This window comes from Aliihoeflea sp. PC F10.4, assembly GCF_054612275.1.
Genome location: NZ_JBTSWH010000001.1, coordinates 3,277,052 through 3,300,517 on the forward strand (window position 1 = coordinate 3,277,052; position 23,466 = coordinate 3,300,517).

Consider the following 23,466-nt stretch of genomic DNA (forward strand, 5'->3'; position numbering starts at 1 on the left):
CAGAGGCCGTGACGGGTTGTTGGGAATGACGGCGACAGCGCCCTTGCCGGCAATTGCGGTGCGTAGCGGATCCGCATCGTAGGCGGCGTCGGCCATGACGACCTTTGCCGGCAGTCCCTCGATGAGGCCGTAGGCTTGCGGGCAGTCGCCTCTTTGGCCAGCCGTGAGAGTAAAGCGCACCGGGCACCCGAGACCTCGGACAGCCATGTGGATCTTGGTGCTCAGGCCACCGCGTGAGCGGCCAAGGGCCTGATCTTCAGGCCCCCCTTTTTGGCCCCTGAGGCGTGCTGGTGGGCGCGAATGATAGTGGAATCGACGATTAGGTACTCGAAGTCCGGATCGTCCGACATCGCTGCGAAGATGCGCCACCAGACGCCCTTGCGGCTCCAGCGGCTGAACCGGCGGAAGACGCTGTTCCAGTCGCCGAACGCATCCGGCAGATCGCGCCAGGGAGAACCGGTGCGCACGATCCAAAGCACCGCTTCCACAAACATCCGGTTGTCGCGACCTGACGAACCCCGCGTCCGCTCGTCACCGATGATGTGGGCCGATATCCGCTCCCACTGGTCGTCACGAAGAATCAGGCGGTCCAAAACACCCATCGCTGCCTCCCAAAAGACAGCCTTGAATCACGATCCTCCCCTTAAGGGAATCCCAAGAGTCCACACGACCTAGGAGCTATTCGCTCGCGCCTCATTTTAGAGACCCTATGATGGTCCGGGCATTCACTAAACATCGACATAAGTCGCTTTTGCAGGGCAGTTGCTCAATCATGGTCCTCAGACGTGGATTGGCAGCTGCGGCGCCAGAGCTACCTTTGAAAATCATTTCCCAAGCGCGATTGGTTGATCGGACGCCACTGACTGGGACGAGGGGGAAAGGCAGCTTTCAGCAGTCAACTGCTTCCAAGCGGACGTTGTCGAACGACCTGCCAAAGCATGCCGGCGATAAAGACGTTGAGTGTCGCCAAAACTGCTATGACATGAAGCAGAGCGTCATAGCCCAGCCTGGAAATCAAAATTGCGCCGATCATGGGAGCAGCAGCTTGTGCAATCAGGCCGGGGCGGGCGAGCCGTCCCATGATAGGTGCATATTGCCCCGGACCAAAGAGACTGAGCGGAAGCGCCCCCCGCGCGATCGAAAAGATGCCGTTCCCTGCGCCGTAGAGGATCAACGCCAGTCCAACAATCGGCAGCCCTGCCGCTAGCACGATTAATCCGGCAGCACATAAAACAACCGCTGCGCTTAGTGTCCACATCGGATGGTGGCGATCGCGACCGAGCATTTCCAGAACCCGCGCGCCGACCTGGGCTGGCCCGATCAGCGCGCCGAACGTGACCGCCTCGGCCAGCGATATTCCTCTGGCTTGCAGGAGCGTGAGCAGATGTACCGAGACGATCGTGACGAACAGGCCTGCGATGATCTGGATCGAGGCGAATAGCCAGAACATGGCTCGCTCCCGAGGCGAGAGCATGAGCGTTGCATCGGCGTCGACACTCGACTGCTTTAGCGGCCGTGTGGCTTGCGGCACCATGGTGAGGGTCAAGGGCAGACAAACGCCCAGGAGAATAGCCGCATAAGCGAAACAAGCCCCGCGCCAGCCTGCCGCGTCGACCATAGCGGCTGAAAGTGGCCAGCAAACCGTGCTCGCAAAGCCTCCCCAAAGTGTCAGCGTCGTGATCGAGGGGCGGGCTTTCTCTCCATAGATCCCGCCGAGGGTCGAGAATGCGGCATCGTACAGCCCGGCGGCCATGCCAATGCCGAGAACCGCCCACCCGGCCATGAAGATCGCCAGGTTTGGCGCGGCCGCAATCATAGCCAGACCTGCGGCGATGATGAGACAGCCAAGAGCCAGGATTGGCCGTCCGCCGTGTCTCGAAATCGCATCCCCGATCGTTGGGGCGGAAAGCCCGGCGACCAGCAACCCGATCGAAAGAGAACCGACTACCCATTCAAGAGGCCAACCCGTATCGGCAACGATCGGCGCGGCAAGAACGGCGATCAGATAGTAGGTGCTGCCCCAGGTGAAGATCATCACCACGCCAAGGGCGTGGACCGTCAGCCGATTCACGCAAGCCATCGTCTATGCGGACTGCTTTTGAGGTGTGCTGATCGCGCTCTTATCGGTCGTCGGATCGTGCTTGAGTGCGGCCGCTTTTCGCTCTGAATACCGATCAACGAGCTGACCGGCATGCGGACGAGTGAGGATCGTAAAGCGTACCAGTTCCTCCATCACGTCCACGATCCGGTCATAGTAGCTCGACGGCTTCATGCGGTCGTTCTCATCGAATTCCTGATAGGCCTTGGCGACGCTTGATTGGTTTGGGATAGTGATCATGCGCATCCAGCGACCGAGAAGCCGCAGCGTGTTGACGGCGTTGAAGCTCTGCGAGCCGCCCGAGACTTGCATGACGGCAAGTGCGCGTCCCTGCGTTGGCCGGACACTGCCGATCGACAGCGGCAAATGATCGATCTGCGCTTTCATTAGACCCGTGACCTGGCCGTGGCGCTCCGGTGAACACCAAACCATGCCTTCCGACCAAAGCGCATGCTCGCGCAGCTCATGAACGGCGGGGTGATCGTCCTTCGTCACTTGATCGGGGAACGGCAATTCGCTCGGATCGAAAATTCGGGTTTCCGCGCCAAAGAGTTGCAGCAGTCGCGCGGCTTCTTCCGTCGCCAGCCGGGAGAAGGAGCGAGGCCGGAGTGACCCGTAAAGCAAAAGGATGCGCGGCGGGCGGTCCATCGGTCCGAGCCCCGTTCCGGGTTGTTCGATGGCGAAGCGCCGATCGAGCGCGGGCAGGTGGTCGGGGTCGGATAGTGTTCGCAACGGCATGATGAACTTCTCTTATCGGGCTGCCGTGGGCGCAGTCGCCGGGAACCAGCGACGACCCAGACGAAGGGCGACATGGACGAGCAGGATAAGCACCGGCACTTCGACCAAAGGGCCGATCACGGCCGCGAAGGCGATTGGTGAGGCCAGGCCGAATGCGGCAATGGCGACGGCGATCGCCAGTTCGAAATTGTTTCCGGCAGCGGTGAAGGCGATCGCCGTCGTGCGGGGATAATCAGCCTCAATCAGCTTACCCATCGCAAAGCTGATCACGAACTGGACGACGAAGTAGATGGCCAGAGGAACCGCGATCATCACGGCGTCGAACGGTAGACGCACAACGTCGCCGCCTTTCAGACTGAACATGGCGACGATGGTGAACAGCAGCGCGGCGAGCGTGATCGGGCTGATGCGGGGCAGAAACTCCTGTTCGTACCAACTCTCCCCCCGGCGTGCGATGAGGATGCGCCGCGTCAGAAAGCCGGCCAGGAACGGGATGCCGAGATAGATCAGTACCGCCTCGGTGATGGTCCAGAAGCCAACATCGACGACGCTACCTTCGAGGCCGAAAAGTGGTGGCAGGACGCTCAGGAACAGCCATGCGTAGGTCGAGAAAAACAGTATCTGGAAAATCGAGTTGAAGGCGACGAGGCCGGCCACATACTGGTTGTCACCGCGCGCGAGCTGGTTCCAGACAAGCACCATGGCTATACAGCGGGCTAGCCCGATGAGGATCAGGCCGGTCATGTATTCCGGATAATCGCGCAGAAAGATAACAGCCAGGGCGAACATCAGCGTGGGGCCGATGACCCAGTTCTGGATCAGTGACAGAATCAGCACGCGCTTGTCGGCAAAGACCTGCCGCAGTTCCTCGTATTTCACCTTGGCAAGCGGCGGATACATCATGAGGATGAGGCCGATGGCGATCGGAATATTAGTCGTTCCGATCGACATCGCATTGAGAGCATCAGGCAGGTCCGTAAACAGGGTGCCAAGGGCTACCCCGAACGCCATGGCGGCGAAAATCCACAGCGTCAAATAGCGGTCGAGAAACGACAGGCGCGTCGCTGGCTCAGAAGAGGCCATCGTCAGTCTCCAGTGAAGGTTCAGAACTTCAGGCCGCGACGACCCGATTGCCGTTCTCGTCCACGACGCGCTCGCCGTCTTCCTTGATGAACGCGCCCTGTTGTGACGGCAGGAGATCGAGAACCGCTTCGGAAGGACGGCAGAGCCGTACTCCGGCAGGTGTGACGACAATCGGTCGGTTGATGAGGATCGCGTGCGCCATCATCGCGTCGATCAGGGCATCGTCGCTCAAGCCCGGATCGTCCAAGCCCAAGTCGGCGTAGGGCGTGCCCTTTTCGCGCAGAAGCTCGCGCGGTGTGATCGCCATGCGGGCGATCAGGTCCACCAGCATGGCGCGCGACGGCGGACTCTTGAGATATTCGATGACGTGCGGCTCGACGCCGGCATTGCGGATCAGGCCGAGCGTGTTGCGCGAGGTGCCGCAATCGGGATTGTGGTAGATGATCGTGTCCATAGTCGGCCTCACGCGGCACTGTCGCGGGGCTTGTTTGCCCCTTCGGCCTGGCCGATCTCGTTCAGGCGGATTTTGAGCGACGACCTGTCGAGCGTCGCGACCGGCAGGGCGATAAACGCCGAAATCCGATTCATGAGGTAGCGCAGGGCCGTCACGAAGGCCGTGCGTTGTTCGACGGGATCGGAAATCGCCGCTGGGTCTTCAATGCCCCAATGTGCCGTCATTGGGTGGCCCGGCCAGATCGGGCACGCTTCGCCGGCAGCGTTGTCGCAAACGGTAAAGACGAAATCCATCTGCGGGGCCGATGGCTCGGCAAACTCGTCCCAGCTTTTCGAGCGGAGACCTTTGACGGAATAGTCGAAGTGCTGAAGCGTCTCGATGGCGAGCGGGTGAACCTCTCCCTTGGGCCGGCTTCCAGCCGAGTAGGCGCGAAAACAGCCATTTCCCATCTGATTGAGGATTGTTTCGGCCAGGATCGACCGCGCCGAATTGCCGGTGCAGAGAAAAAGGACGTTATAGACCGGATCAGACATGGGTGGTGTCCTTCATGGGTTCGCAACAGGAGAGAGCGGCGACGGCCGGTTGGCACACTTCCGGATGGCCCTGGCAGCAGTCGCGCATGAGGAATTCGATCAGACCCGCAAGCGCTGGATAGGTGGCGCTGTAGATGATCGACCGGCCGTCGCGCCGTGACGCGACCAGACCGGCATGTTCGAGATGGCTGAGGTGGAACGACATGCGCGAGGACGATGCCTCCATCGCCTCACCGATCGCGCCGGCGGAAAGCCCGGCCGGTCCCGCCGTCACGAGCAGCCTGACGATGCGAAGGCGCGTCTCCTGCGAGAGCGCCGAAAAGGCAGCGAGAGCTTGTTCTTCGATCATAGGTATCTCAACAATTCAACGAATATTGAGATGTTACTTACCCTCCCGAACTCGCTTTGCCAACCCCGCACTTCTCCAACGTGTTCTGCAACGGTGCAAGACAGGTGTTGCGTAGATGTCATAATATGACGATATCGAATATCGATAACGGAAGGCGATATGAGTGGAGACACGCGCAAGCGCACTATGGAGCATCACGATTTGCTGGCGGGTCTCGTTCGGCTGCATGTGCTGCATCACGCGGCCGAGCACGATATCTACGGGCAGTGGATGATCGAGGAACTTGCCAGTCACGGCTACCGGCTGTCGCCGGGAACGCTCTATCCGATGCTATCGAAGATGGAGCGTGACGGCTACCTGGTTAGCAAGACCGAACGCGATGGGCGGACGTCGCGCAAGTTTTATACGATCACAGACAAGGGGCGCGAAGGGCTGGCGGTGGCGCGGGTTCGTTTGCAGGAACTCAAGGGTGAGGCAGGAGCAGAATGACGGACACGACTGCCACGGCTGAGGCTCAACCGGCGAAAGGAACGCCACGAGAGGTTTTTTTCACCTTCTTCAAGCTCGGCCTTACCTCTTTCGGAGGGCCTATCGCGCATCTCGGCTATTTCCGTGATGAACTGGTCACGCGCCGGAAATGGCTGAGCGATCAAGCCTATGCCGATCTGGTCGCGCTCTGCCAGTTCTTGCCTGGCCCGGCTTCTAGCCAAGTGGGTTTCGCTCTTGGGATGATGCGCGCGGGCTGGCTCGGCGCGCTCGCCGCCTTCATCGCCTTTACACTGCCCTCGGCTCTTGTGCTTACGGTCTTCGCGATGACGGCGGCGTCGATAACGGGTCCTATTGGGACAGGCGTGCTTAATGGGCTCAAAATCGTGGCGGTCGCGATCGTCGCGCAGGCCGTTTGGGGCATGGCGAAGAACCTCTGCCCCGATCGGGAGCGCGCCGCGATTGCGGTTGGCGCTGTCGTTATGCTGGCGTTTCTGCCAACCGCATTCGGAATGGTCGGGGCAATCGTGTTGGGCGCGCTAGCTGGTCTGGCGCTGGGGCGCGGTTCGGGAGCGCCCGTCGGCGGGCATGTCACGATGCCAGTATCCCACGGGATGGCAGCGGCGGCGGTCGCCACCTTTTTTGCGCTGCTCTTCCTACTTCCGGTACTCGCAGCGCAGAGCCAAGCTCTGGCGGTGGTCGACAGCTTCTACCGCGCAGGCGCGTTGGTGTTCGGCGGCGGCCACGTTGTCCTCCCGCTCTTGCAGGCAGAGGTCGTGGCACCTGGTTGGGTAACTCCGGACCAGTTCCTTGCTGGATACGGCGCGGCGCAGGCAGTGCCTGGACCACTTTTCACCTTTGCAGCCTACCTAGGCGCGGTGCTTGGGCCAGAGCCAAACGGCGTGTTCGGGGCAGTCATTGCGCTTCTCGCTGTGTTTCTGCCCGGCTTCCTGATCCTAATCGGTGTGCTGCCGTTCTGGGACCGGTTCCGCGCCATGGCGTCGGCCCAGTCGCTGATGCAGGGCGCAAACGCCGCCGTCGTCGGCATTCTGGGTGCGGCACTCTATTCGCCGGTGTTTACCAGCGCCATTGGCGATATGCGTGACTTTGCACTAGCGCTGGCTTGCTTTGTGGCGCTGATGGCATGGAAAGCCCCGCCGTGGTTGGTCGTCATCATTGCAGCAGTCGGCGGGGTGGGACTCGCTCTAGGAGCTTGAGGTGCACGTCCGAGCCAGTTCGGCAGGGTCAGCTTCTCGCCCAAGAAGATGACCGCGAATATGGCGACCAGGACGACGCTCAGCTTGGAGATCGGCGCGACTCGTGCAGCATCGCAGAGCTTGAGGGCGCGGAAGTAGCCGAGCCTAGAGGCACCCGTCGCAAGGCCGGACAGGAACAGGAACACCCACGTCCGGCCGGGCACCTGCCAGGTCCCGGTCGCCCACTGGATTCCGCCCGGCATGACGACGATGACGAAGGTCTCGAAATCGGAATTGACGCTCTCGACGCCGACCTTGGCGAAGATTGCGGTTAGCGCGGCGAAGGCGACCGAGAACAGAGCCCAGTCCTACCATGGGAGGACGTTGTGCCCATGACGGTCATTCTCTCAGTTGAAGGCGCGGACGAGCGCGAGGCCGGCGACAAGCCCAGCTATCGCCAGCACAACCGAAGCGCCGACGTAACAAGCCGCAGCGCCGATCCTGCCTTCTTCGTAGAGCAAGACAGTCTCCAGCGAGAAGGTCGAGAAAGTCGTGAAGCCACCCATCAGGCCGGTGGTGAGGAAAAGCCGCCACGCCTGAGGGCCGCCGCCCCTGAAGGCGAACCAGCCTGCGAGCATCCCCATGGCAAGGCCGCCGATGACGTTGACGGCGAGCGTGGCGACCGGAAATCCGGTCCAGCCGAGCCGCAGAACACCGATGCTTAAAGCGTAGCGGATGACGGACCCAATTTCGCCTCCGACAAAGACAAACGAAGCGAGAAACGAGATACATGCGGGTGCCCCTCCTGTGGGCGACTTACAGTCCTATCCGGACGGCCTTCGGAGGGTGCACTGCTCCCGCCGACGCAATGCGTCCGGCAGGAGTCATCAGCCTTGCGGCGGTTATCGGGGAACTCCATCCCCATCACGGGGAAATATAGCAATGCGCGGGTCGGGCGTCAAAGGCTGCGAGGGCTGCGCTGCTGTAGATTGGGTTCCGAAGCCTTCCCACGGCAGGTAGCAGGAACAGCGCTAAAATCCGCGAACGGCCAGAATACGGTGGTGGGTTCAACCGATCGTCGCAACACGCCGTTCGGTGTCGATAGTGGTTAGGCCAACTGTCGTGCTGAAACCCTATATCTCGCGGCCTTTTATAGTCGTTGGTGACTGAGATCCTAGCCCACGATTTAGAGGGCTATAGAGTAGATGTAGCTGTCATCTTCACCCGGCACGGCGCGCCATTTCAGTACAGAGCTCTGAACGCCGCCGTTTCTATACGCACGCTTTAAGCGCCGCCCGGCATTCGCAGCAATTCTAACTTTGATCCCATGATGCGAACCTCCAGGTGCTACTGCGCGCAGAGGTGATCCCGCTGACAGCCGCCATTGTCGGGAATTAGCCGCCCGCACTTCCATTCGCTTTTAGAACAGCGGCACCGTTCATCAGAACGATTATAAACGGCAATATCGAGCTATCGGCAGCAAACTGGCGGACCGCGACTGATAGTGATGATCACTACGTTTACGCTATAGCCCTATGATTTCCGCTTAACTCTGACACATCTTCGGCGTTCCGGTCGATCATGCAGCGCGAGATCGCGTCTCGCCACCGGGGATCATCACGGCAACCGGCATGAATCAAGTTGTCGAGTGTCGATTATCACTATAGCGTTACTCCCACGAAGGCTTGGTGAGAATCACTGAAGATGCACCCAGGAACGACAGTCCGGCAGGATTGCCTTGAAAAGAACGGATTGAGCGTCACTGACGCTGCTCGGGTTCTTGGGGTGGACAGGCAGACTCTCAGTAACCTGTTGAACGCCCGCTCGGGCATCTCGCCGGAGATGGCCGTTCGGCTGGAAAAGGCGTTCGGCACACCTGCCCGCGAGTGGCTGATGCGGCAGCTTGATTACGAGCTGGCCGAGGTTGTGCGCCGGGCCAAGAAGATCAAGGTTGAGCCTTACCGTGCATCGATCACGGAAAGCGGAGGAACGCATGAACGCCGTCGAGATTGAAGAGGCCATATCCGCGCTCGCTGAGCAGCCGTTCGATGCGACAGAGTTCCCTTTCGCCTTCCTAGAAGCCTTCGGCAACAAGGCCACGACCATCAAGCGGCTGCGCTCCGGTGCGTCGAACAAGTCCGACGTGGGCGGCCTTCTCCAGACCAATAACATCCATATCGCCGCTGCTGATCTCGGCAGCGTGACGGAAAAGCTTGCCGCGCTACGGGCCAGCCCCGCCACGACGCGTGGCAAGGCCAAGTTCATCCTTGCCACCGATGGCGTGGCCTTCGAGGCCGAGGACATCGAATCCGGCGAGACCGTTGCCTGCGCCTATGCCGATTTCCCGAACCATTTCGGATTCTTCCTGCCGCTTGCCGGGATCAGCACCGTCAAGCAGGTGCGGGACAGTTCATTCGACATCCGCGCCACGAGCCGCCTCAACAAGCTCTATGTCGAACTGCTGAAAGACAATCTCGATTGGGGGAGCGCCGAGCGCCGCCCCGACATGAATCACTTCATGGCCCGGCTGATCTTCTGTTTCTTCGCGGAAGATACCGATATCTTTAACGGCACCGGCCTGTTCACCGCCACTATCGACCAGATGAGCGCGCGGGACTCGACCAACACCCATCAGGTGATCGGCGAGATTTTCCGCGCAATGAACACGCCGATCAAGGACCGGGCGAGCGCCACGTTATCCCGTTGGGCTGACGTGTTCCCTTATGTCAACGGCGGGCTGTTTTCGGGCAGTCTGGACGTGCCGCATTTCAGCAAGATCGCCCGGACCTACCTACTCCACATTGGTAATCTCGATTGGCGGAAGATCAACCCGGATATTTTCGGATCGATGATTCAGGCCGTCGCCGACGATGAGGAACGCGGCGCGCTGGGGATGCACTACACCAGTGTCCCGAACATCCTGAAAGTGCTGAATCCGCTCTTTCTGGACGACCTGCGCGAGCATCTTGAGGAGGCAGGCGACAACCCCCGCAAACTCCTCAACCTGCGCAACCGCATGGCCCGTATCCGGGTTTTCGATCCGGCCTGCGGTAGCGGCAATTTTCTTGTCATTGCCTACAAGGAAATGCGGGCAATCGAAGCTATCATCAACGAAAGGCGCGACGAAAAAACGCGGAAATCCGATATTCCGCTGACCAATTTCCGGGGTATCGAACTACGCGACTTCCCTGCCGAGATCGCCCGGCTAGCGCTCATCATCGCAGAATATCAGTGCGACGTTCTCTATCGCGGGCAGCAACTCGCCTTGAACGAGTTTCTGCCGCTCAACGCGCAAAACTGGATCACCTGCGGCAATGCGCTTCGGCTGGATTGGCTGTCCATCTGTCCGCCGACCGGGACCGGAGTGAAGCTGGTAGGCGACGACCTGTTCTCGACACCGTTGGATCAAGCGCAAATCGACTTCGAGAACGAAGGTGGTGAGACCTACATTTGCGGCAATCCACCCTACCGGGGCAGCAAATGGCAAGATGATCAGCAAAAGGACGATCTTGTGTGGGCTTGGTCCCGGCACCCCCAACTCGCGAAAACGACTGATTTTGTATCAGGTTGGGTTGCAGCATACCTAGAATATGCGCGTGTAGTTCCTGAAGCGATGGCAGCCTTTGTGACCACAAATAGCATTTGTCAAGGTCAGCAGGCTTCAGAGATTTGGCCAGTTGTTTTCAATCAGAGTAAGGAAATATGCTTCGCCCATACCCCCTTTACTTGGAAAAATCTCGCAAGTCATAATGCGGGCGTCACAGTAATCATTATTGGTCTTGGACCAAAATCATCCAAGTCAAAGCGCCTGTTCGGTGATGGTGGGCTAGTTCGGCAATGCGAATTGATCGGGCCTTATCTCGTGCCTGACATGCCGGACACAATAACCAAGGCTACCAAACCCTTAGGTCCGCAGTCGCCAATGCTGTTTGGAAATATGCCTCGCGATGGCGGACATCTGTTTCTAACAACACAAGAGGCACGCGACCTTAGGCAAAATTCTGACACGCGGCGGTTTGTGCGACGATTCTTAGGTTCGGACGAATTGATAAAGGGTAAGCTTCGATATTGCCTTTGGATTGAAGACAGCGAGGCGGAGGCGGCTAGATCGAATCCTTTCATCGCCGAGCGATTGGATTTCGTGGCGAAAAATAGGAAACAATCCCCCGCGCCATCTACGCGGGCATTTGCGCAAACTCCGCATCGCTTTGTGCAGATCGCAGGCACTGCACGGAAATCCGCAATTGTGGTTCCGAGAGTGTCCTCAGAGAATCGAGATTATCTCCCGGTCGATCTTGTCAATGAAGAGTGCATAATTGGCGACAGAAACTTCGCATTATATGATGCTCCCAAGTGGAACATCGCGTTGATTGCTTCTCGTCTTCACTGGGTTTGGATAGGAACGGTCTGCGTTCGTATGCGAACTGACTTTTCGTACTCAAATACACTCGGATGGAACACCTTCCCGGTGCCGCCTCTTACAGAGAAGAATCAAGCTGATCTGAGCCGGTCTGCCGAAAGTATCCTGATCGCACGAGAGCGACATTTTCCAGCGTCCATATCCGATCTCTATGATCCAGGCGCTATGCCAGACGATCTTCTGGATGCACACTTGCAAAATGATGAAGTGGTTGAACGTATTTATTTCGGCCGCGTCATCAAGAATGACAGCGAGAGACTCGAAAGCCTCTTCAAATTGTATCGAAAGGTTGTTGGTAAATGAGCGGATTTGCCCATGACATTCTGTCAGGAACGACAACCTTGTCAGAAATCGTGCGAGTTAAGAATTCTATCGCTGCAAGCAGCTTTTACGGATGCTTTGCTTACGCGACGCAGTCAGGATTCAGAGCTTTTGATTTAGGGGTCGGATCAAATTTTTGGTCTGAAACCCCTTCGCGCTGGCTGTTTGGTATAGATTACGGGCGTACCGATCCGCGAGCGCTGAAGGCGATAGCTGAAGCCGAAAACACAGAGGTTCGGATTTTTGATGGCAAGGCTGTAGTAAGGCGTCCCGGCTTTAAACCTCGCCGAGATTTTCATCCAAAAGTCGCATTGCTGGAAAATGCGGCATCAGGTTCGCACGGCTTGGTGCTCGGCTCCGGGAACTTTTCATACAACGGCCTCCGGCGCAGCATAGAGGCGGGCGCTGCCATCGTCGCAGACGATGCAATTGCATACGGTAAACTAATCGAGCCTGTTTCCGCCGTGTTCAACGGGCTATGGGATGGCGCTTGCCCATTGATCGACGTCGCAGACGAATATGAAGCGCGCCATCGCGAGCTAACCGCCGCCAAGGATATGAGACAAACGACCAACTCCGAAGTCCCAGTGACTGGTTTCTGGATTGAGGCGGGTTACGTTACTAAGAACCGTGGTCCGGATAAACCGGGCAATCAAATCTTTGCGCCGAGTGGATTTCGACGTTTCTTTGGATTGAAGAAAAACAAGGGAAACTCAACATTAATTGGTGAGATAATTTTCAAAACAGAAATAGGCCCAAACGTGACGAAGAACTACAGGGAAAATGATAATGCGATGGAAAAGCTGACACTTCCTATGCCCGAAGATCATGGATTTGGCGTTTACGATGGGAAGGTGCTGGTCTTTGAGCCGAAAGGAAAGGGCTTCTTGCTGTCGGCAATCGAACTCGACGACTTCGAGCTAGCTTTCCGACATCGGCTCGCGAACGTCGGCGTCATGTCGCAGGGAAGGCGTTTCGGGGAGCTAGTGTAAGCTATGAAGAGCGTTCCTTCCGTCTCAGTTTCCTATGCCCGCAACGGCAGCACCAACAAAGCCAATGCCCTTGGCATGAGGCCGATGCAGGAACGCGCCTATGAGAAGCGCGGCGAGCAATATCTACTTATCAAATCGCCTCCGGCGTCAGGCAAGAGCCGCGCCCTCATGTTCATCGCGCTCGACAAGCTGGCGAACCAAGGGTTGAAACAAGCCATCATCGTCGTGCCGGAGAAAAGTATCGGCTCCAGCTTCGCCGACGAGCCACTGACCAAGTTCGGCTCTCGGGCCGACTGGACCGTGACCCCTAAATGGAATCTCTGCAATGCGCCGGGCGAGGACGGCGGCAAGGTGAACAGCGTCGGGGCCTTCCTTCAGGGCGATGACAAGGTGCTGGTCTGCACCCATGCCACCTTCCGCTTCGCGGTGGACAGGTTCGGCACGGAGGCGTTCGACAACCGGCTGATCGCCGTTGATGAGTTCCACCATGTTTCGGCGAACCCGGACAACAAGCTGGGCCTGCACCTGGGCCAGTTCATCGCCCGGAACAAGGTGCATATCGTCGCCATGACCGGCAGCTATTTCCGGGGCGATGCCGAAGCCGTCCTTGCTCCGCAGGACGAGGCCAATTTCGATACCGTCACCTACACCTATTACGAGCAGCTAAACGGTTACGAGTATCTGAAATCGCTCGACATCGGCTATTCCTTCTACTCCGGCGCTTACTCCGACGACATACTCGCCGTGCTGGACTCAGCCGAGAAAACCATCATCCACATCCCCAACGTCAATTCGCGGGAAAGCACCGGGCAGAAGATCAAGGAAGTCGAACACATCATCGAGGAGCTTGGCGAATGGCAGGGCATCGACCCGGCCACCGGCTTCCAGTTGGTCAAGACGCCGGAAGGCCGCGTCCTTCGCATCGCCGACCTTGTGGACGATGATGCAGGCAAGCGGGATCGCGTTTCCGCCGCGTTGAAAGATCCCTCGCAGAAAAACAACCGCGATCATGTGGACATCATCATCGCGCTCGGCATGGCGAAGGAAGGCTTCGACTGGATTTGGTGCGAACACGCCCTGACCGTCGGCTACCGCTCCAGCCTGACCGAGATCGTACAGATCATCGGCCGCGCCACCCGTGACGCGCCGGGCAAGACCCGCGCCCGCTTCACCAACCTGATTGCCGAACCGGATGCTGCCAAATCCGCCGTGACGGAGGCTGTCAACGACACCTTGAAGGCCATCGCCGCTAGCTTGCTCATGGAGCAGGTCTTGGCCCCGCGCTTTGAGTTCAAGCCCAAGAACCCCGCAACCAGCACCGCCGAACCCGGCTTTGACTATGGCGACAATGGCTATCAGCCAGACAAATGCAATGTCGGCTTCAACGAGGAGCGCGGCGTTTTCCAGATCGAGATCAAGGGACTTGCCGAACCCAAAACCCCGGAGGCTGCCCGCATCTGCCGCGAGGATTTGAACGAGGTGATCGCCAGCTTCGTGCAGGACAAGCCTTCTATCGAGCGCGGCCTGTTCGACGAGGAACTTGTTCCCGAGGAGCTGACCCAGCTTCGCTTGGGCAAGATCATCAAGGACAAATATCCCGAACTGGACGAGGAGGATCAAGAGGCCGTGCGTCAGCACGCTATCGCGGCTCTCAATCTTACCCAACAGGCCAAGAAGATCGCCCTTGGCGGCGACGGTTCCGGCGACGAGCCGGGCGCGAACACGGCGCTGATCGACGGCGTTCGCAAATTCGCAATGGACGTGCGCGAACTCGACATCGACCTGATCGATCGGATCAATCCGTTTCAGGAAGCCTATGCCATCCTCGCCAAGACCATGAGCGAGGAAAGCCTGAAACAAGTCGCCGCCGCCATTTCCGCCCGCCGCACCAGTCTCACCCCGGAGGAAGCCAAGCAACTTGCCGTCCGGGCGGTCCAGTTCAAGAAGGAACGCGGGCGGCTTCCGTCCATCAGTTCGACCGACGCATGGGAAAAGCGCATGGCCGAGGGTGCCGCCGCTTTCGTGCGCTTCAAGGATGAGGGGCGCTATGAGTGACCTTGATCTTGATGAACTGCGCGACGAACTGGCGGATTTCGCCCAGCCGGAAAAGAAAGTAGGGCGCGGCCCTCGCGAGGAGCGCATCATCGCCGGGTTCGAGGAAATCCAGCGGTTCACTGACGAACATGGCCGCGCGCCGCAGCATGGCGAGGACCGCGATATGTTCGAGCGGCTCTATGCCGTGCGGCTGCACCGGCTTGGCGCTTTGGAGGAGTGCCGTTCGCTTCTCGCGCCGCTCGACCGTCAGGGGCTTTTGTCCAGCGCGGAAATCGCCGCGCCCGCGACGCCCGCCGAGGAAATGGACGCCGATGCGCTTATGGCCGAGCTTGCCGGGGCCGCAGGTGCCTCCGAAATCACCGAGCTTCGCCATGTCCGATCCACCGCCGAGAAACGCGCCGCCGAGGAGATCGCCAACCGGGAGCCATGTCCCGACTTCGAGAGGTTTAAGCCCCTGTTCGAACAGGTGCAGATCGACCTAGATTCCGGCGTTCGCACGACCCGACAGTTTGTAAAGGATGCCGGTTTCCTGAAAGCGGACATCATCGAGGGGCAATTCTTCATCCTTGGCGGTCAGGTCGCCTATGTCGCCGAGGTCGGCGAAACCTTCCGCGCGCCGAACGGGGAAACCGACGCCCGCTTGCGCGTGGTCTATTCCAACGGGACGGAAAGCAACCTCCTACGCCGTTCGCTACAACGGGCGCTCTACAAGGACGAGGCCGGACGGCGCATCACCGAGCCGAGCGCCGGCCCGCTGTTCGCTGGCGAAAGCGACGACGAGGATATTGCGAGCGGGACCATCTACGTCCTTCGCAGCAAGTCCGATCATCCGCTTGTCGCCGCCAATCGCGACGTGCTGCACAAGATCGGCGTGACCGGCGGCGACATTACCCGCCGTCTTGCCAATGCTAGGCTCGATCCAACCTTCCTCATGGCCGAGGTCGAGGTGGTCGCCACCTACACGCTCTACAACATCAACCGCGTGAAGCTCGAAAACCTGATCCACCGCATCTTCGCTCCTGCCCAACTGGACATCGAGATCAAGGATCGTTTCGGCAATCCTGTCGTGCCTCGCGAATGGTTCCTTGTGCCGCGCTTCGTCGTGGACGACGCCGTGGAACGGATCAAGGACGGCACGATCACGGATTATATCTACGATCCGGCAGCGGCGCGGCTGGCTCGACGCCGTTCAGACAACGCATTATAGGAGAATGGATTTTGGCAGAAATCCCATCCGATATTCTTGGTGCTATAAAAGCGGCTGCGAAGGAAACGTGGCCCGGCGACCGCGATATGCAGAATTACTTTATCGAGTCGGAAACGACGGGCTATGCAGCCTTTCTGGAGATAGACTTCGGCTCCGCGTTGCCCTTCAAAGATCAGATCATCGAATGGTCCAATGAGTTTAGCGAAACGTGGGAAGAGAGAGCTTCCTTCATTGTCGACGAAGTAGATGCCTTCATCGACTTGCGTGAAAGGTCGGAGGATGTGCCCGCTGATGTGTTCGATGAACTGAAGCGTAAGGCTGCCGCTGAGAACGAATATTTTTCATCGCAACGCGATGAGGTGGAGCGCGGCATTCAGCAGTTTCGCTATGTGCGCGACACTCGGGCCAAGGTCGTCCCTATCCGTGATTTGCTCACTTGCATGGAAGATATCATTGCTGGCGAATGCTATAATGGCAACATTCAGAACTATGGACCCGGTGGCATTTGGGAAGGCGAAGGTCGCTCTTTTCGCTACCCCACGACATTCTTATGTGGAGACGAGAAAGTTAAGCGCCGGGGACGTTCTGACGACCTAAAACCCGAAGAACTTCTTACTGGCGCCTACAAATTTGGCGCTAACGAGTTGAGCATATTTCGCGCCCTTGTGAAGATCGTTGATATGCTGGAGTCTGACTATAATCTTAAGGTGCCTCGGGCCTAGCGGTATCTGAACTGGCGGGAGAATATTTCTTGCGCGGCGTCGCCGCGCGATGGCGGGCAGCGCTGCGATATTTGAGGTCTTCGCGCCGCCCGCCATCGGTCATGCCCGGTCCTGCTGCGGTTGCGTTCTGTCATGCAAGCCTGCTGGACGTTCCGCCGCGAATGTCGCTTCCCCCTTTTGGACCCAAAGTTCTCGCGCTCGTTCGCCGTCCTCGCTCTGAAGCTTTTTGGCCATCCAGAGCAATGCGCCGTAGATCATGGCGCGGTCATCGCTGGTCAGGTCCACGATGCCCGCCTTGACCAAGAGGCCGCCGAGTTCGATCAGGTGCCGTGTTCGCTTGCGGCGCTCGATTTGCCAGCTTCGCATGTCATGCCGCGCCCGCGCCGCCTGATGCCGGTTGCGCTCCGCCCGGTTGCGTTTGAGCGCCGCCAGTGTCGCGGTCAGGCGCTGGTGCAGATCGCCGCAACCTGCTTTGAAAGAACGCGGCCCCGCGCTTGGCCCAAGCCTCCCTCTTTCCGGCATCGGTCGTTTCCGCCAGCGCGACGAGCGCACCGGCCAGTTCGTCGGCAGTGAGCGCATCGGCTCCGGTGGCGATGACCAGTTCGCCAAGCTGCTGCACCTTTCGGGTTTTGAGTTCCCGCGCCTTGTCCTCCAGCGCCCTCAATTCCGCATCGTAGTCCCGTGGTTTGCGCATTGCCGTGTCCTTTCCCGGTCTCAAGTGGTTGATGCGGTAAGGATAGTTGCGAAGGCAGCAGAACACAGTAATGTTGCCGGGACGGTGTGGCACGGCCCGGTCCATCCCGAGTTTTTTTTGAGGGAGGGTGCGCTTATACGTCGTTCCGACGTGCGCTTGACCGTGGCAATGCTTGATCGCGATGGCGATCTATCATCTTCACGTCAAGGTCATTGGCCGCAAGGCCGGAAGCAGTGCGGTGGCGTCCGCCGCTTACCGCTCGGCTTCGCGGATGCGCGACGAGCGCATCGACCGCGTGCAGGACTTTTCCAACAAGCGCGGCGTCGTCCATTCCGAAATCCTGCTGCCGGAGAACGCGCCCGAACATCTTGGCGACCGCGAACGGCTCTGGAACGATGTCGAAGCCTTCGAGGTCCGCAAGGACGCGCAGCTTGCGCGCGAGGTGGAATTCGCCATTCCACGCGAGATGACGCAGGCGCAGGGCATCGAGTTGGCCCGCGACTTCGCCCACGCCGAATTTGTCGATCAGGGCATGATTGCCGACCTGGATGTGCATTGGGACATCGGCGAGGACGGGATGCCGAAGCCCCATGCCCATGTCATGCTCACCATGCGCTCGGTGGACGAGAGCGGTTTCGGCCCGAAGATCCGGGACTGGAACCGCACCGAGATGGTGGAGCGCTGGCGCGAACGATGGGCCGAGCATGTCAACGAACGGCGTTCCGAACTCGACATAGACGCCCGCATCGACCATCGCAGTCTTGAGGCGCAGGGCATCGGGCTTGAGCCGCAAAGCCAGATCGGCGCGCCTGCGCAACGCATCGAGGGCGAAGGGCCGGACGTAGCGGATCGCGCGGAACTGCATCGCGAGATTGCCCGCAACAATGGCGAACGGATCATCGCCGATCCTTCCGTGGCGCTGGACGCGATCACGCAGCAGCAATCGACCTTCATGCGGCGCGATATGGCGAAGTTCGCGCACCGCCACAGCGACGGCATAGACCAGTTCAACGAGGTGATGGGCGCGATGCGCAATTCGCCCGATCTGGTCGAACTCGGGCAGGACGGACGCGGCGAGGATCGGTTCACCCCCCCGCGACATGATCGAGGCGGAACAGCGCCTGCACGGCGCCGTCGAGGTGATGGCCGAGAAGGAATTGCACGAGGTCAGCGACCGCGACAGAGAGGCCGCACTTGCCCGCGCGGAAGAACGCGGCCTTGTTCTTTCCGGCGAGCAGGCCCACGCGCTGGCGCATGTGACGGACGGACGTGATCTTAGCATCGTCGTCGGCTATGCCGGGACGGGAAAGAGCGCCATGCTTGGCGTGGCCCGCGAGGCATGGGAAGCGGCGGGCTTTGAGGTTCGCGGCGTTGCCCTGTCCGACATCGCTGCCGAGAATCTGGAAAGCGGAGCGGGCATATCCTCGCGCACCATCGCCAGCATGGAACACGGCTGGGAGAATGGCCGCGACATGCTCACCAGCCGCGACGTGCTTGTCATCGACGAGGCGGGCATGGTCGGCACGCGGCAGTTGGAGCGCGTTCTGTCCCATGCCGCCGAGGCTGGCGCAAAGGTTGTTCTGGTCGGCGATCCGCAGCAGTTGCAATCCATCGAGGCTGGCGCGGCGTTCCGGTCTATCCACGACCGTCATGGTGGCGTGGAAATCCATGAGGTGCGCCGCCAGCGCGAGGACTGGCAGCGTGACGCGACCCATGATCTGGCGACAGGAAGAACCGGCAATGCGATCAGCGCCTATGACCGTCACGGCATGGTGCATTCCGCCGAAACGCGCGAACAGGCGCGCGGCGACCTGATCGACAGATGGGATCGCGACCGGCAGGCATCGCCGGACAGCAGCCGCATCATCCTCGCCCACACCAACGCCGAGGTCCGCGAACTCAACGAGGCGGCCCGTGACCGGATGCGGGCGGCGGGTGATCTGGGCGAGGACGTGCGCGTGACCGTCGAGCGCGGCGACCGGAATTTTGCCAGCGGGGATCGCGTCATGTTCCTGCAAAACGAGCGCGGCCTTGGCGTCAAGAACGGCACGCTCGGCACCATCGAACAGGTCAGCGCGCAGAGCATGACCGTGCAGACCGACGATGGCCGGTCCATCGCTTTCGACCTGAAAGACTACGACCGCATCGATCACGGCCATGCCGCGACCATCCATAAGGCGCAGGGCATGACGGTGGATCGGACGCATGTGCTGGCGACACCAGGCGTGGACACCCATGGCAGCTATGTTTCCCTGTCGCGCCATCGCGACGGCACGGACCTGCATTATGGTCGCGACGACTTCGCCAGTCAGGACAAACTCGTCAACATCCTGTCGCGTGACAGGTCGAAGGACATGGCGACGGATTACGACCCGGCGCAGGATTATGCCGAACGGCGCGGAATCACCTTTCGCGCCCGTGTCGCACAGATCATGCGCAGGCTGATGCCGGAACGGCAGGCCGGGGAAGACCCGGAGACCGCGTTGCGCCGTGCTCGTGGCCGGGCCTTTGTCCGTCATGCCCGTGCCGTTGACACGATCTTCGTGGCGCAGGCGCGAGACATGGCCGCCACACCCGAACAAGTGCAGGAACTGCACGAAGCCCGTGCCGGATTTGACGATGTGCGTCCTCACGGTTCCCGCGATGCCGAGGCGGTCTATAAACGGAATCCCGACTTTGCCGCCGATGTCGCCTCTGGCGATCCTGATCGCGCCGCGCCTGCAAGGCGCGCTCTGCAACTGGAAACCGAGATGCGCCAAAATCCCGAACTGCGCGCCGACCGCTTCGTGGAGCGGTTCCGGGACCTCAAGCAGACCGGCGACCGCCAGTATGCGGCAGGCAACTATTCCGGCTACAAGGCCGCGCGGGCAGAGATGGGCAACATGGCAAAAAGTCTTGAGCGCGATCCACAGATGGAATCCCTGCTCGAAGGTCGCAAGAAGCAACTCGGCATCGACATGGATTTCGACTCAGGCATGAGGCTCGGGCGGCAACTTTCCCTCAGTCATGGCCTTGGCAGAGGCCGGGGCATCGGATTGTAGAGCGAAGAACTTTCCTATTTGCCGCCGTTTCTACGCCATAGCCCTACGCTGCCTAAATATCAGTTGCACAACTATAAATCACTGTTCTGTCTGGTCTCTGCAATCGTCAGAAACAACCAGCAGGAGGCAACGCAGCCATGCGTCAACCAGACCGTATCGTTCGTTTGAAGACCGTTCTCGCCCGCACCGGGCTGTCCCGGTCCACCATCTATCGCAAGATCGCTGAAGGCACCTTTCCACCCCAGATCAAGATCAGCACCAACGGCGCGGGATGGAAGGAATCCGACATCAATCGCTGGGTCGCCAACCCTGCCGGATGGCGGCAGCGTTCGTTCAACGAATTTGACTTCCTCGATGACTTCTGACCGCAGCGACGACCGCAAGCCGGTGACGGCATCCCGCTCTCGGCGCACCAAACGACCGCCTACGGCGTCCGAGCAGCTTGAGGAATTGCTGGGCTATCCGTGGCCGTTCCCCGGTAGGCCGCCTAAACATGACCTCAGCACATGGACTGTCACCAACGACTGGCCCGATCCCGTTCCGGTCACACAAGCCGAGATCGAGGTGTTCGAGCGATGGTTCGGCGACCTCTTCGATGAACTCTTTGACCCCGACACTGGATCGTCCGACGCTGGGGCTAATATTGATGTTGAAAGCGGTACTAAATAATGATACTGGATACTCCATGAAAAAGCGTCACAGAGCCACGCTGGAACTGATCTTCGCCCGCCCGGTCAACGGGTCGATCCGCTGGGCCGATATAGAGGCGCTGTTTGTCGCTCTCGGGGCGGAAGTCAGCGAGCGGGAAGGGTCGCGCGTCGGCGTGTTCCTGTTCGGCGAAGTGCGCGTCTTTCATCGCCCGCATCCGTCACCGGATACGGACAAAGGTGCGGTTGCCAGCATCCGAAAATGGCTGGACGAACACGGAGTAAAGCCATGAACAATGTCGTTGAAATCAATGGCGAGAAGGCGGTCATCGCTTTCGATCCCGAGATTCAGATGCTGCGCGGCGAGTTTGTCGGTCTCAATGGCGGGGCCGATTTCTATGCCGAGAGCGTCCACGATCTGATCGAGGAAGGCCGCAAGTCGCTGGCAGTCTATCTCGAAATGTGCCGGGAGAAGGGTATTGAGCCGCGCCGGAAGTTCTCCGGTAAGTTCAATGTCCGCCTTACCCCCGACGACCATGCCGCAGCGGTCATTGCCGCAGCAGCATCGGGCAAGAGCCTGAATGAATGGATCGTCGGGACGATCCGGGAGGCCGCTGAATAGCGGCACCGTTCGGTTCGACCGGGTTTGAAAGGAGACATCGCCATGACCGCTTCCACCGTGCCGCTACGCGCCGCCCTTTATCTGCGCGTTTCGACGGCGCGACAGGCCGAGCATGATGTTTCCATTCCCGATCAGAAGCGACAGGGCGAAGCCTATTGTAAGGCGCGCAACCTGCAACTGGTCGAGACCTTCATCGAACCCGGCGCATCGGCGACCAATGACCGCCGCCCCGAGTTCCAGCGCATGATCGAGGCGGGAACGTCGAAACCCGCGCCGTTCGATGTTGTCGTGGTCCATTCGTTCAGCCGGTTCTTCCGGGATCACTTCGAGCTTGAGTTTTATGTCCGCAAGTTGGCGAAGAACGGCGTGAAGCTGGTTTCGATCACACAGGAAATGGGGGATGACCCCATGCACGTCATGATGCGGCAGATCATGGCGCTGTTCGATGAATACCAGTCCAAGGAAAACGCCAAGCACGTCATGCGGGCCTTGAAGGAGAACGCCCGGCAAGGCTTCTGGAACGGCTCGCTTCCTCCTATCGGCTATCGCACCGTCGCCGCCGAGCAACGCGGAACCAAGACCAAGAAGAAGCTGGAAATCGACCCGCTCCACGCTGACACGGTGCGCCTGATCTATCGTCTTGCCTTGGAGGGGGACGGTACCACCGGCCAGATGGGCGTCAAAAACATCGTCTCCTATCTCAACAGCCGCCGCATCTTCACCCGCGATGGCGTGCGCTGGGGCATCGGTCAGGTTCACCGCATCCTGACCCGCCGCACCTATATGGGCGAGCATGAGTTCAACAAGCGCAGCAAGACCAAGGAATTGAAGCCGGTCAGTGAGATCGTGACGGTTCCGGTCCCGCCGATCATCGACAAAGAGATGTTCGACGCGGTTCAGAGGCTGCTCAAGGCCCGCAATCCCAAGGTCATGCCCGCCAGCGTCATCAGCGGCCCGACCATGTTGACCGGACTGATCCATTGCGCCAAGTGCGGCGGGGCCATGACCATCCGCACCGGCAAGGGCGGGCGCTATCGCTATTATGCTTGCTCCATGAAGGCGAGGCAGGGGCCGACCGCCTGCGAGGGCATGGCCGTGCCGATGGAGAAGCTGGACGATCTTGTCGTCAATCACCTTGAGAAACAGCTACTTTAGCCCGAGCGGCTGGAAACCGTGCTTGCCGCTGCGCTTGATCGTAGGGAAGAGCACGCCGAGCGCCGTCGCGAGCATATCGCTGAGTTGAACAAACGCTCTGCCGAATCGGAACTGCGCCTCAAGCGGCTCTATGACGCCATCGAGGCAGGCGTCGCCGATCTGGACGACCCGGCGCTGAAAGACCGCATCGACGGACTCAAGGCCACCCGCGATCAGGCCAAGGCCGATGCAGACCGCGCGCAGGCCATGCTTCAAAACTCGGGACAGAAGGCCGTCACGCCGCAAATGCTGCGCAAGTTCGCCGCAACGGCCCGCGACCGTATCCGGCTGGAAAGCGGCGGCTATCGCCGCGACCACCTGCGCGCGCTCGCGCAGCGCGTCGAGGAGGGCGAGGTTCGCATCATGGGATCGAAGTCCCGGCTGCCACAGACGCTTGTGGCGGGAAGTGGCGTAAACTCAGTGCCCACTCAGGGACTGAAATGGCGGGCCGAAGCCGACGAAACAGAGAACTACATCTACGCTATAGCCCTCTAAATTAGTCTACGGCGAACGGCTTGATCGGGGTGGGTTTCTGCCAGTCTGCTTTTGGCGAAGGTATATGGGATACCGGCCATTGTTTGGCCGACCCCAGATGTCCCGGCGCTTCAGCTACC

Annotated in this window: 21 protein-coding genes, 4 pseudogenes and 1 riboswitch; of the genes and pseudogenes, 14 read left to right on the forward strand and 11 right to left on the reverse strand. The window is 59.7% G+C overall.

The window, feature by feature from the left end:
- Window positions 1-9 precede the first annotated feature (9 nt).
- The 7 genes and pseudogenes from ACX82Z_RS16450 to ACX82Z_RS16480 all read right to left on the reverse strand — a co-directional run.
- A pseudogene (locus ACX82Z_RS16450) lies at window positions 10-602 on the reverse strand (IS5 family transposase); the annotation flags it as partial.
- A 293-nt stretch (window positions 603-895) separates the two neighbouring features.
- Window positions 896-2,035: an MFS transporter gene (locus tag ACX82Z_RS16455; RefSeq protein WP_459911837.1), complete on the reverse strand. Its 1,140-nt coding sequence runs from the start codon at window positions 2,033-2,035 to the stop codon at window positions 896-898.
- A gap of 48 nt (window positions 2,036-2,083) precedes the next feature.
- Window positions 2,084-2,836 (reverse strand): arsenical resistance protein ArsH, encoded by a 753-nt coding sequence (arsH, locus tag ACX82Z_RS16460; protein ID WP_459590143.1) that lies wholly within the window; start codon window positions 2,834-2,836, stop codon window positions 2,084-2,086.
- Between the two features lie 12 nt (window positions 2,837-2,848).
- Entirely contained in the window at window positions 2,849-3,919 is a 1,071-nt protein-coding gene (gene arsB / locus ACX82Z_RS16465) for an ACR3 family arsenite efflux transporter (RefSeq protein ID WP_459590144.1), read from the reverse strand.
- Between the two features lie 28 nt (window positions 3,920-3,947).
- Window positions 3,948-4,373: an arsenate reductase (glutaredoxin) gene (gene arsC, locus ACX82Z_RS16470; protein ID WP_459590145.1), complete on the reverse strand. Its 426-nt coding sequence runs from the start codon at window positions 4,371-4,373 to the stop codon at window positions 3,948-3,950.
- 8 nt (window positions 4,374-4,381) lie between these two features.
- Window positions 4,382-4,906 (reverse strand): arsenate reductase ArsC, encoded by a 525-nt coding sequence (locus ACX82Z_RS16475; protein ID WP_459590146.1) that lies wholly within the window; start codon window positions 4,904-4,906, stop codon window positions 4,382-4,384.
- Entirely contained in the window at window positions 4,899-5,255 is a 357-nt protein-coding gene (locus tag ACX82Z_RS16480) for an ArsR/SmtB family transcription factor (protein ID WP_459590147.1), read from the reverse strand. The genes ACX82Z_RS16475 and ACX82Z_RS16480 overlap by 8 nt, the downstream gene beginning before the upstream one ends.
- Window positions 5,256-5,414: 159 nt before the next feature.
- Between ACX82Z_RS16480 and ACX82Z_RS16485 the strand changes: the two genes are divergently transcribed.
- Together ACX82Z_RS16485 and chrA are read left to right on the forward strand one after the other, a co-directional pair.
- Window positions 5,415-5,744: a PadR family transcriptional regulator gene (locus ACX82Z_RS16485; protein WP_459590148.1), complete on the forward strand. Its 330-nt coding sequence runs from the start codon at window positions 5,415-5,417 to the stop codon at window positions 5,742-5,744.
- Window positions 5,741-6,958, forward strand: coding sequence for a chromate efflux transporter (chrA, locus tag ACX82Z_RS16490; RefSeq protein ID WP_459590149.1), 1,218 nt, complete (start codon window positions 5,741-5,743; stop codon window positions 6,956-6,958). The genes ACX82Z_RS16485 and chrA overlap by 4 nt, the downstream gene beginning before the upstream one ends.
- A gap of 8 nt (window positions 6,959-6,966) precedes the next feature.
- Here the strand turns inward: chrA and ACX82Z_RS16495 are convergent.
- Both ACX82Z_RS16495 and crcB read right to left on the reverse strand, forming a co-directional pair.
- Window positions 6,967-7,296, reverse strand: a pseudogene (locus ACX82Z_RS16495) (EamA family transporter); the annotation flags it as partial.
- Window positions 7,297-7,344: 48 nt separating this feature from the next.
- Complete coding sequence (gene crcB / locus ACX82Z_RS16500) at window positions 7,345-7,725, reverse strand: fluoride efflux transporter CrcB (protein WP_459911838.1); 381 nt, start codon at window positions 7,723-7,725, stop codon at window positions 7,345-7,347.
- An 83-nt stretch (window positions 7,726-7,808) separates the two neighbouring features.
- Window positions 7,809-7,869, reverse strand: a riboswitch (Fluoride riboswitch).
- An 820-nt stretch (window positions 7,870-8,689) separates the two neighbouring features.
- Between crcB and ACX82Z_RS16505 the strand changes: the two genes are divergently transcribed.
- Genes ACX82Z_RS16505 through ACX82Z_RS16530 form a run of 6 tightly spaced genes read left to right on the forward strand, consistent with a single transcriptional unit; the run spans window position 8,690 to window position 16,654 of the window.
- A complete protein-coding gene (locus ACX82Z_RS16505) occupies window positions 8,690-8,950 on the forward strand; it encodes a HigA family addiction module antitoxin (RefSeq protein ID WP_459590150.1) in 261 nt (86 codons plus the stop codon).
- Window positions 8,931-11,660, forward strand: a complete 2,730-nt coding sequence (locus tag ACX82Z_RS16510; protein WP_459590151.1) for a class I SAM-dependent DNA methyltransferase — start codon at window positions 8,931-8,933, stop codon at window positions 11,658-11,660. The genes ACX82Z_RS16505 and ACX82Z_RS16510 overlap by 20 nt, the downstream gene beginning before the upstream one ends.
- Complete coding sequence (locus ACX82Z_RS16515; RefSeq protein ID WP_459590152.1) at window positions 11,657-12,670, forward strand: phospholipase D family protein; 1,014 nt, start codon at window positions 11,657-11,659, stop codon at window positions 12,668-12,670. The genes ACX82Z_RS16510 and ACX82Z_RS16515 overlap by 4 nt, the downstream gene beginning before the upstream one ends.
- A 3-nt stretch (window positions 12,671-12,673) precedes the next feature.
- Entirely contained in the window at window positions 12,674-14,725 is a 2,052-nt protein-coding gene (locus ACX82Z_RS16520; RefSeq protein WP_459590153.1) for a DEAD/DEAH box helicase, read from the forward strand.
- Window positions 14,718-15,932 carry a GIY-YIG nuclease family protein gene (locus tag ACX82Z_RS16525; RefSeq protein ID WP_459590154.1) on the forward strand — a complete coding sequence of 405 codons (1,215 nt, stop codon included), beginning with the start codon at window positions 14,718-14,720 and terminating at the stop codon, window positions 15,930-15,932. The genes ACX82Z_RS16520 and ACX82Z_RS16525 overlap by 8 nt, the downstream gene beginning before the upstream one ends.
- 11 nt (window positions 15,933-15,943) lie before the next feature.
- On the forward strand, window positions 15,944-16,654 hold the full coding sequence (locus ACX82Z_RS16530; RefSeq protein WP_459590155.1) for a hypothetical protein: 711 nt from the start codon (window positions 15,944-15,946) through the stop codon (window positions 16,652-16,654).
- 99 nt (window positions 16,655-16,753) lie between these two features.
- Here ACX82Z_RS16530 and ACX82Z_RS16535 read toward each other — a convergent pair whose 3' ends face one another.
- Window positions 16,754-17,020, reverse strand: coding sequence for a conjugal transfer protein TraD (locus tag ACX82Z_RS16535; protein WP_459590156.1), 267 nt, complete (start codon window positions 17,018-17,020; stop codon window positions 16,754-16,756).
- Between the two features lies 1 nt (window position 17,021).
- Entirely contained in the window at window positions 17,022-17,348 is a 327-nt protein-coding gene (locus ACX82Z_RS16540) for a conjugal transfer protein TraD (protein ID WP_459590157.1), read from the reverse strand.
- 181 nt (window positions 17,349-17,529) lie between these two features.
- Between ACX82Z_RS16540 and traA the strand changes: the two are divergent.
- The 6 genes and pseudogenes from traA (at window position 17,530) to ACX82Z_RS16570 (ending at window position 23,347) form a co-directional block, all read left to right on the forward strand.
- Window positions 17,530-20,389, forward strand: a pseudogene (gene traA, locus ACX82Z_RS16545) (Ti-type conjugative transfer relaxase TraA).
- A 137-nt stretch (window positions 20,390-20,526) separates the two neighbouring features.
- A complete protein-coding gene (locus ACX82Z_RS16550) occupies window positions 20,527-20,754 on the forward strand; it encodes a helix-turn-helix transcriptional regulator (protein ID WP_354149648.1) in 228 nt (75 codons plus the stop codon).
- Window positions 20,744-21,058, forward strand: a complete 315-nt coding sequence (locus ACX82Z_RS16555) for a hypothetical protein (RefSeq protein ID WP_459590158.1) — start codon at window positions 20,744-20,746, stop codon at window positions 21,056-21,058. The genes ACX82Z_RS16550 and ACX82Z_RS16555 overlap by 11 nt, the downstream gene beginning before the upstream one ends.
- Before the next feature lie 16 nt (window positions 21,059-21,074).
- Window positions 21,075-21,329, forward strand: a complete 255-nt coding sequence (locus tag ACX82Z_RS16560) for a type II toxin-antitoxin system HicA family toxin (protein ID WP_072294780.1) — start codon at window positions 21,075-21,077, stop codon at window positions 21,327-21,329.
- Complete coding sequence (locus ACX82Z_RS16565; RefSeq protein ID WP_012090880.1) at window positions 21,326-21,658, forward strand: type II toxin-antitoxin system HicB family antitoxin; 333 nt, start codon at window positions 21,326-21,328, stop codon at window positions 21,656-21,658. Before ACX82Z_RS16560 ends, ACX82Z_RS16565 begins: the two co-directional genes overlap by 4 nt.
- Window positions 21,659-21,700: 42 nt before the next feature.
- Window positions 21,701-23,347 (forward strand): annotated as a pseudogene (locus ACX82Z_RS16570) (recombinase family protein).
- Window positions 23,348-23,466: the final 119 nt, after the last annotated feature.

Bases quoted from the DNA above. Each gene is read 5' to 3' on its own strand.
- ACX82Z_RS16455 (WP_459911837.1), bottom strand. From the start codon at position 2,035: ATGATCTTCACCTGGGGCAGCACCTACTATCTGATCGCCGTTCTTGCC.
- arsH (WP_459590143.1), bottom strand. From the start codon at position 2,836: ATGCCGTTGCGAACACTATCCGACCCCGACCACCTGCCCGCGCTCGAT.
- arsB (WP_459590144.1), bottom strand. From the start codon at position 3,919: ATGGCCTCTTCTGAGCCAGCGACGCGCCTGTCGTTTCTCGACCGCTAT.
- arsC (WP_459590145.1), bottom strand. From the start codon at position 4,373: ATGGACACGATCATCTACCACAATCCCGATTGCGGCACCTCGCGCAAC.
- ACX82Z_RS16475 (WP_459590146.1), bottom strand. From the start codon at position 4,906: ATGTCTGATCCGGTCTATAACGTCCTTTTTCTCTGCACCGGCAATTCG.
- ACX82Z_RS16480 (WP_459590147.1), bottom strand. From the start codon at position 5,255: ATGATCGAAGAACAAGCTCTCGCTGCCTTTTCGGCGCTCTCGCAGGAG.
- ACX82Z_RS16485 (WP_459590148.1), top strand. From the start codon at position 5,415: ATGAGTGGAGACACGCGCAAGCGCACTATGGAGCATCACGATTTGCTG.
- chrA (WP_459590149.1), top strand. From the start codon at position 5,741: ATGACGGACACGACTGCCACGGCTGAGGCTCAACCGGCGAAAGGAACG.
- ACX82Z_RS16510 (WP_459590151.1), top strand. From the start codon at position 8,931: ATGAACGCCGTCGAGATTGAAGAGGCCATATCCGCGCTCGCTGAGCAG.
- ACX82Z_RS16515 (WP_459590152.1), top strand. From the start codon at position 11,657: ATGAGCGGATTTGCCCATGACATTCTGTCAGGAACGACAACCTTGTCA.
- ACX82Z_RS16520 (WP_459590153.1), top strand. From the start codon at position 12,674: ATGAAGAGCGTTCCTTCCGTCTCAGTTTCCTATGCCCGCAACGGCAGC.
- ACX82Z_RS16525 (WP_459590154.1), top strand. From the start codon at position 14,718: ATGAGTGACCTTGATCTTGATGAACTGCGCGACGAACTGGCGGATTTC.
- ACX82Z_RS16535 (WP_459590156.1), bottom strand. From the start codon at position 17,020: ATGCGAAGCTGGCAAATCGAGCGCCGCAAGCGAACACGGCACCTGATC.
- ACX82Z_RS16540 (WP_459590157.1), bottom strand. From the start codon at position 17,348: ATGCGCAAACCACGGGACTACGATGCGGAATTGAGGGCGCTGGAGGAC.
- ACX82Z_RS16550 (WP_354149648.1), top strand. From the start codon at position 20,527: ATGCGTCAACCAGACCGTATCGTTCGTTTGAAGACCGTTCTCGCCCGC.
- ACX82Z_RS16555 (WP_459590158.1), top strand. From the start codon at position 20,744: ATGACTTCTGACCGCAGCGACGACCGCAAGCCGGTGACGGCATCCCGC.
- ACX82Z_RS16560 (WP_072294780.1), top strand. From the start codon at position 21,075: ATGAAAAAGCGTCACAGAGCCACGCTGGAACTGATCTTCGCCCGCCCG.
- ACX82Z_RS16565 (WP_012090880.1), top strand. From the start codon at position 21,326: ATGAACAATGTCGTTGAAATCAATGGCGAGAAGGCGGTCATCGCTTTC.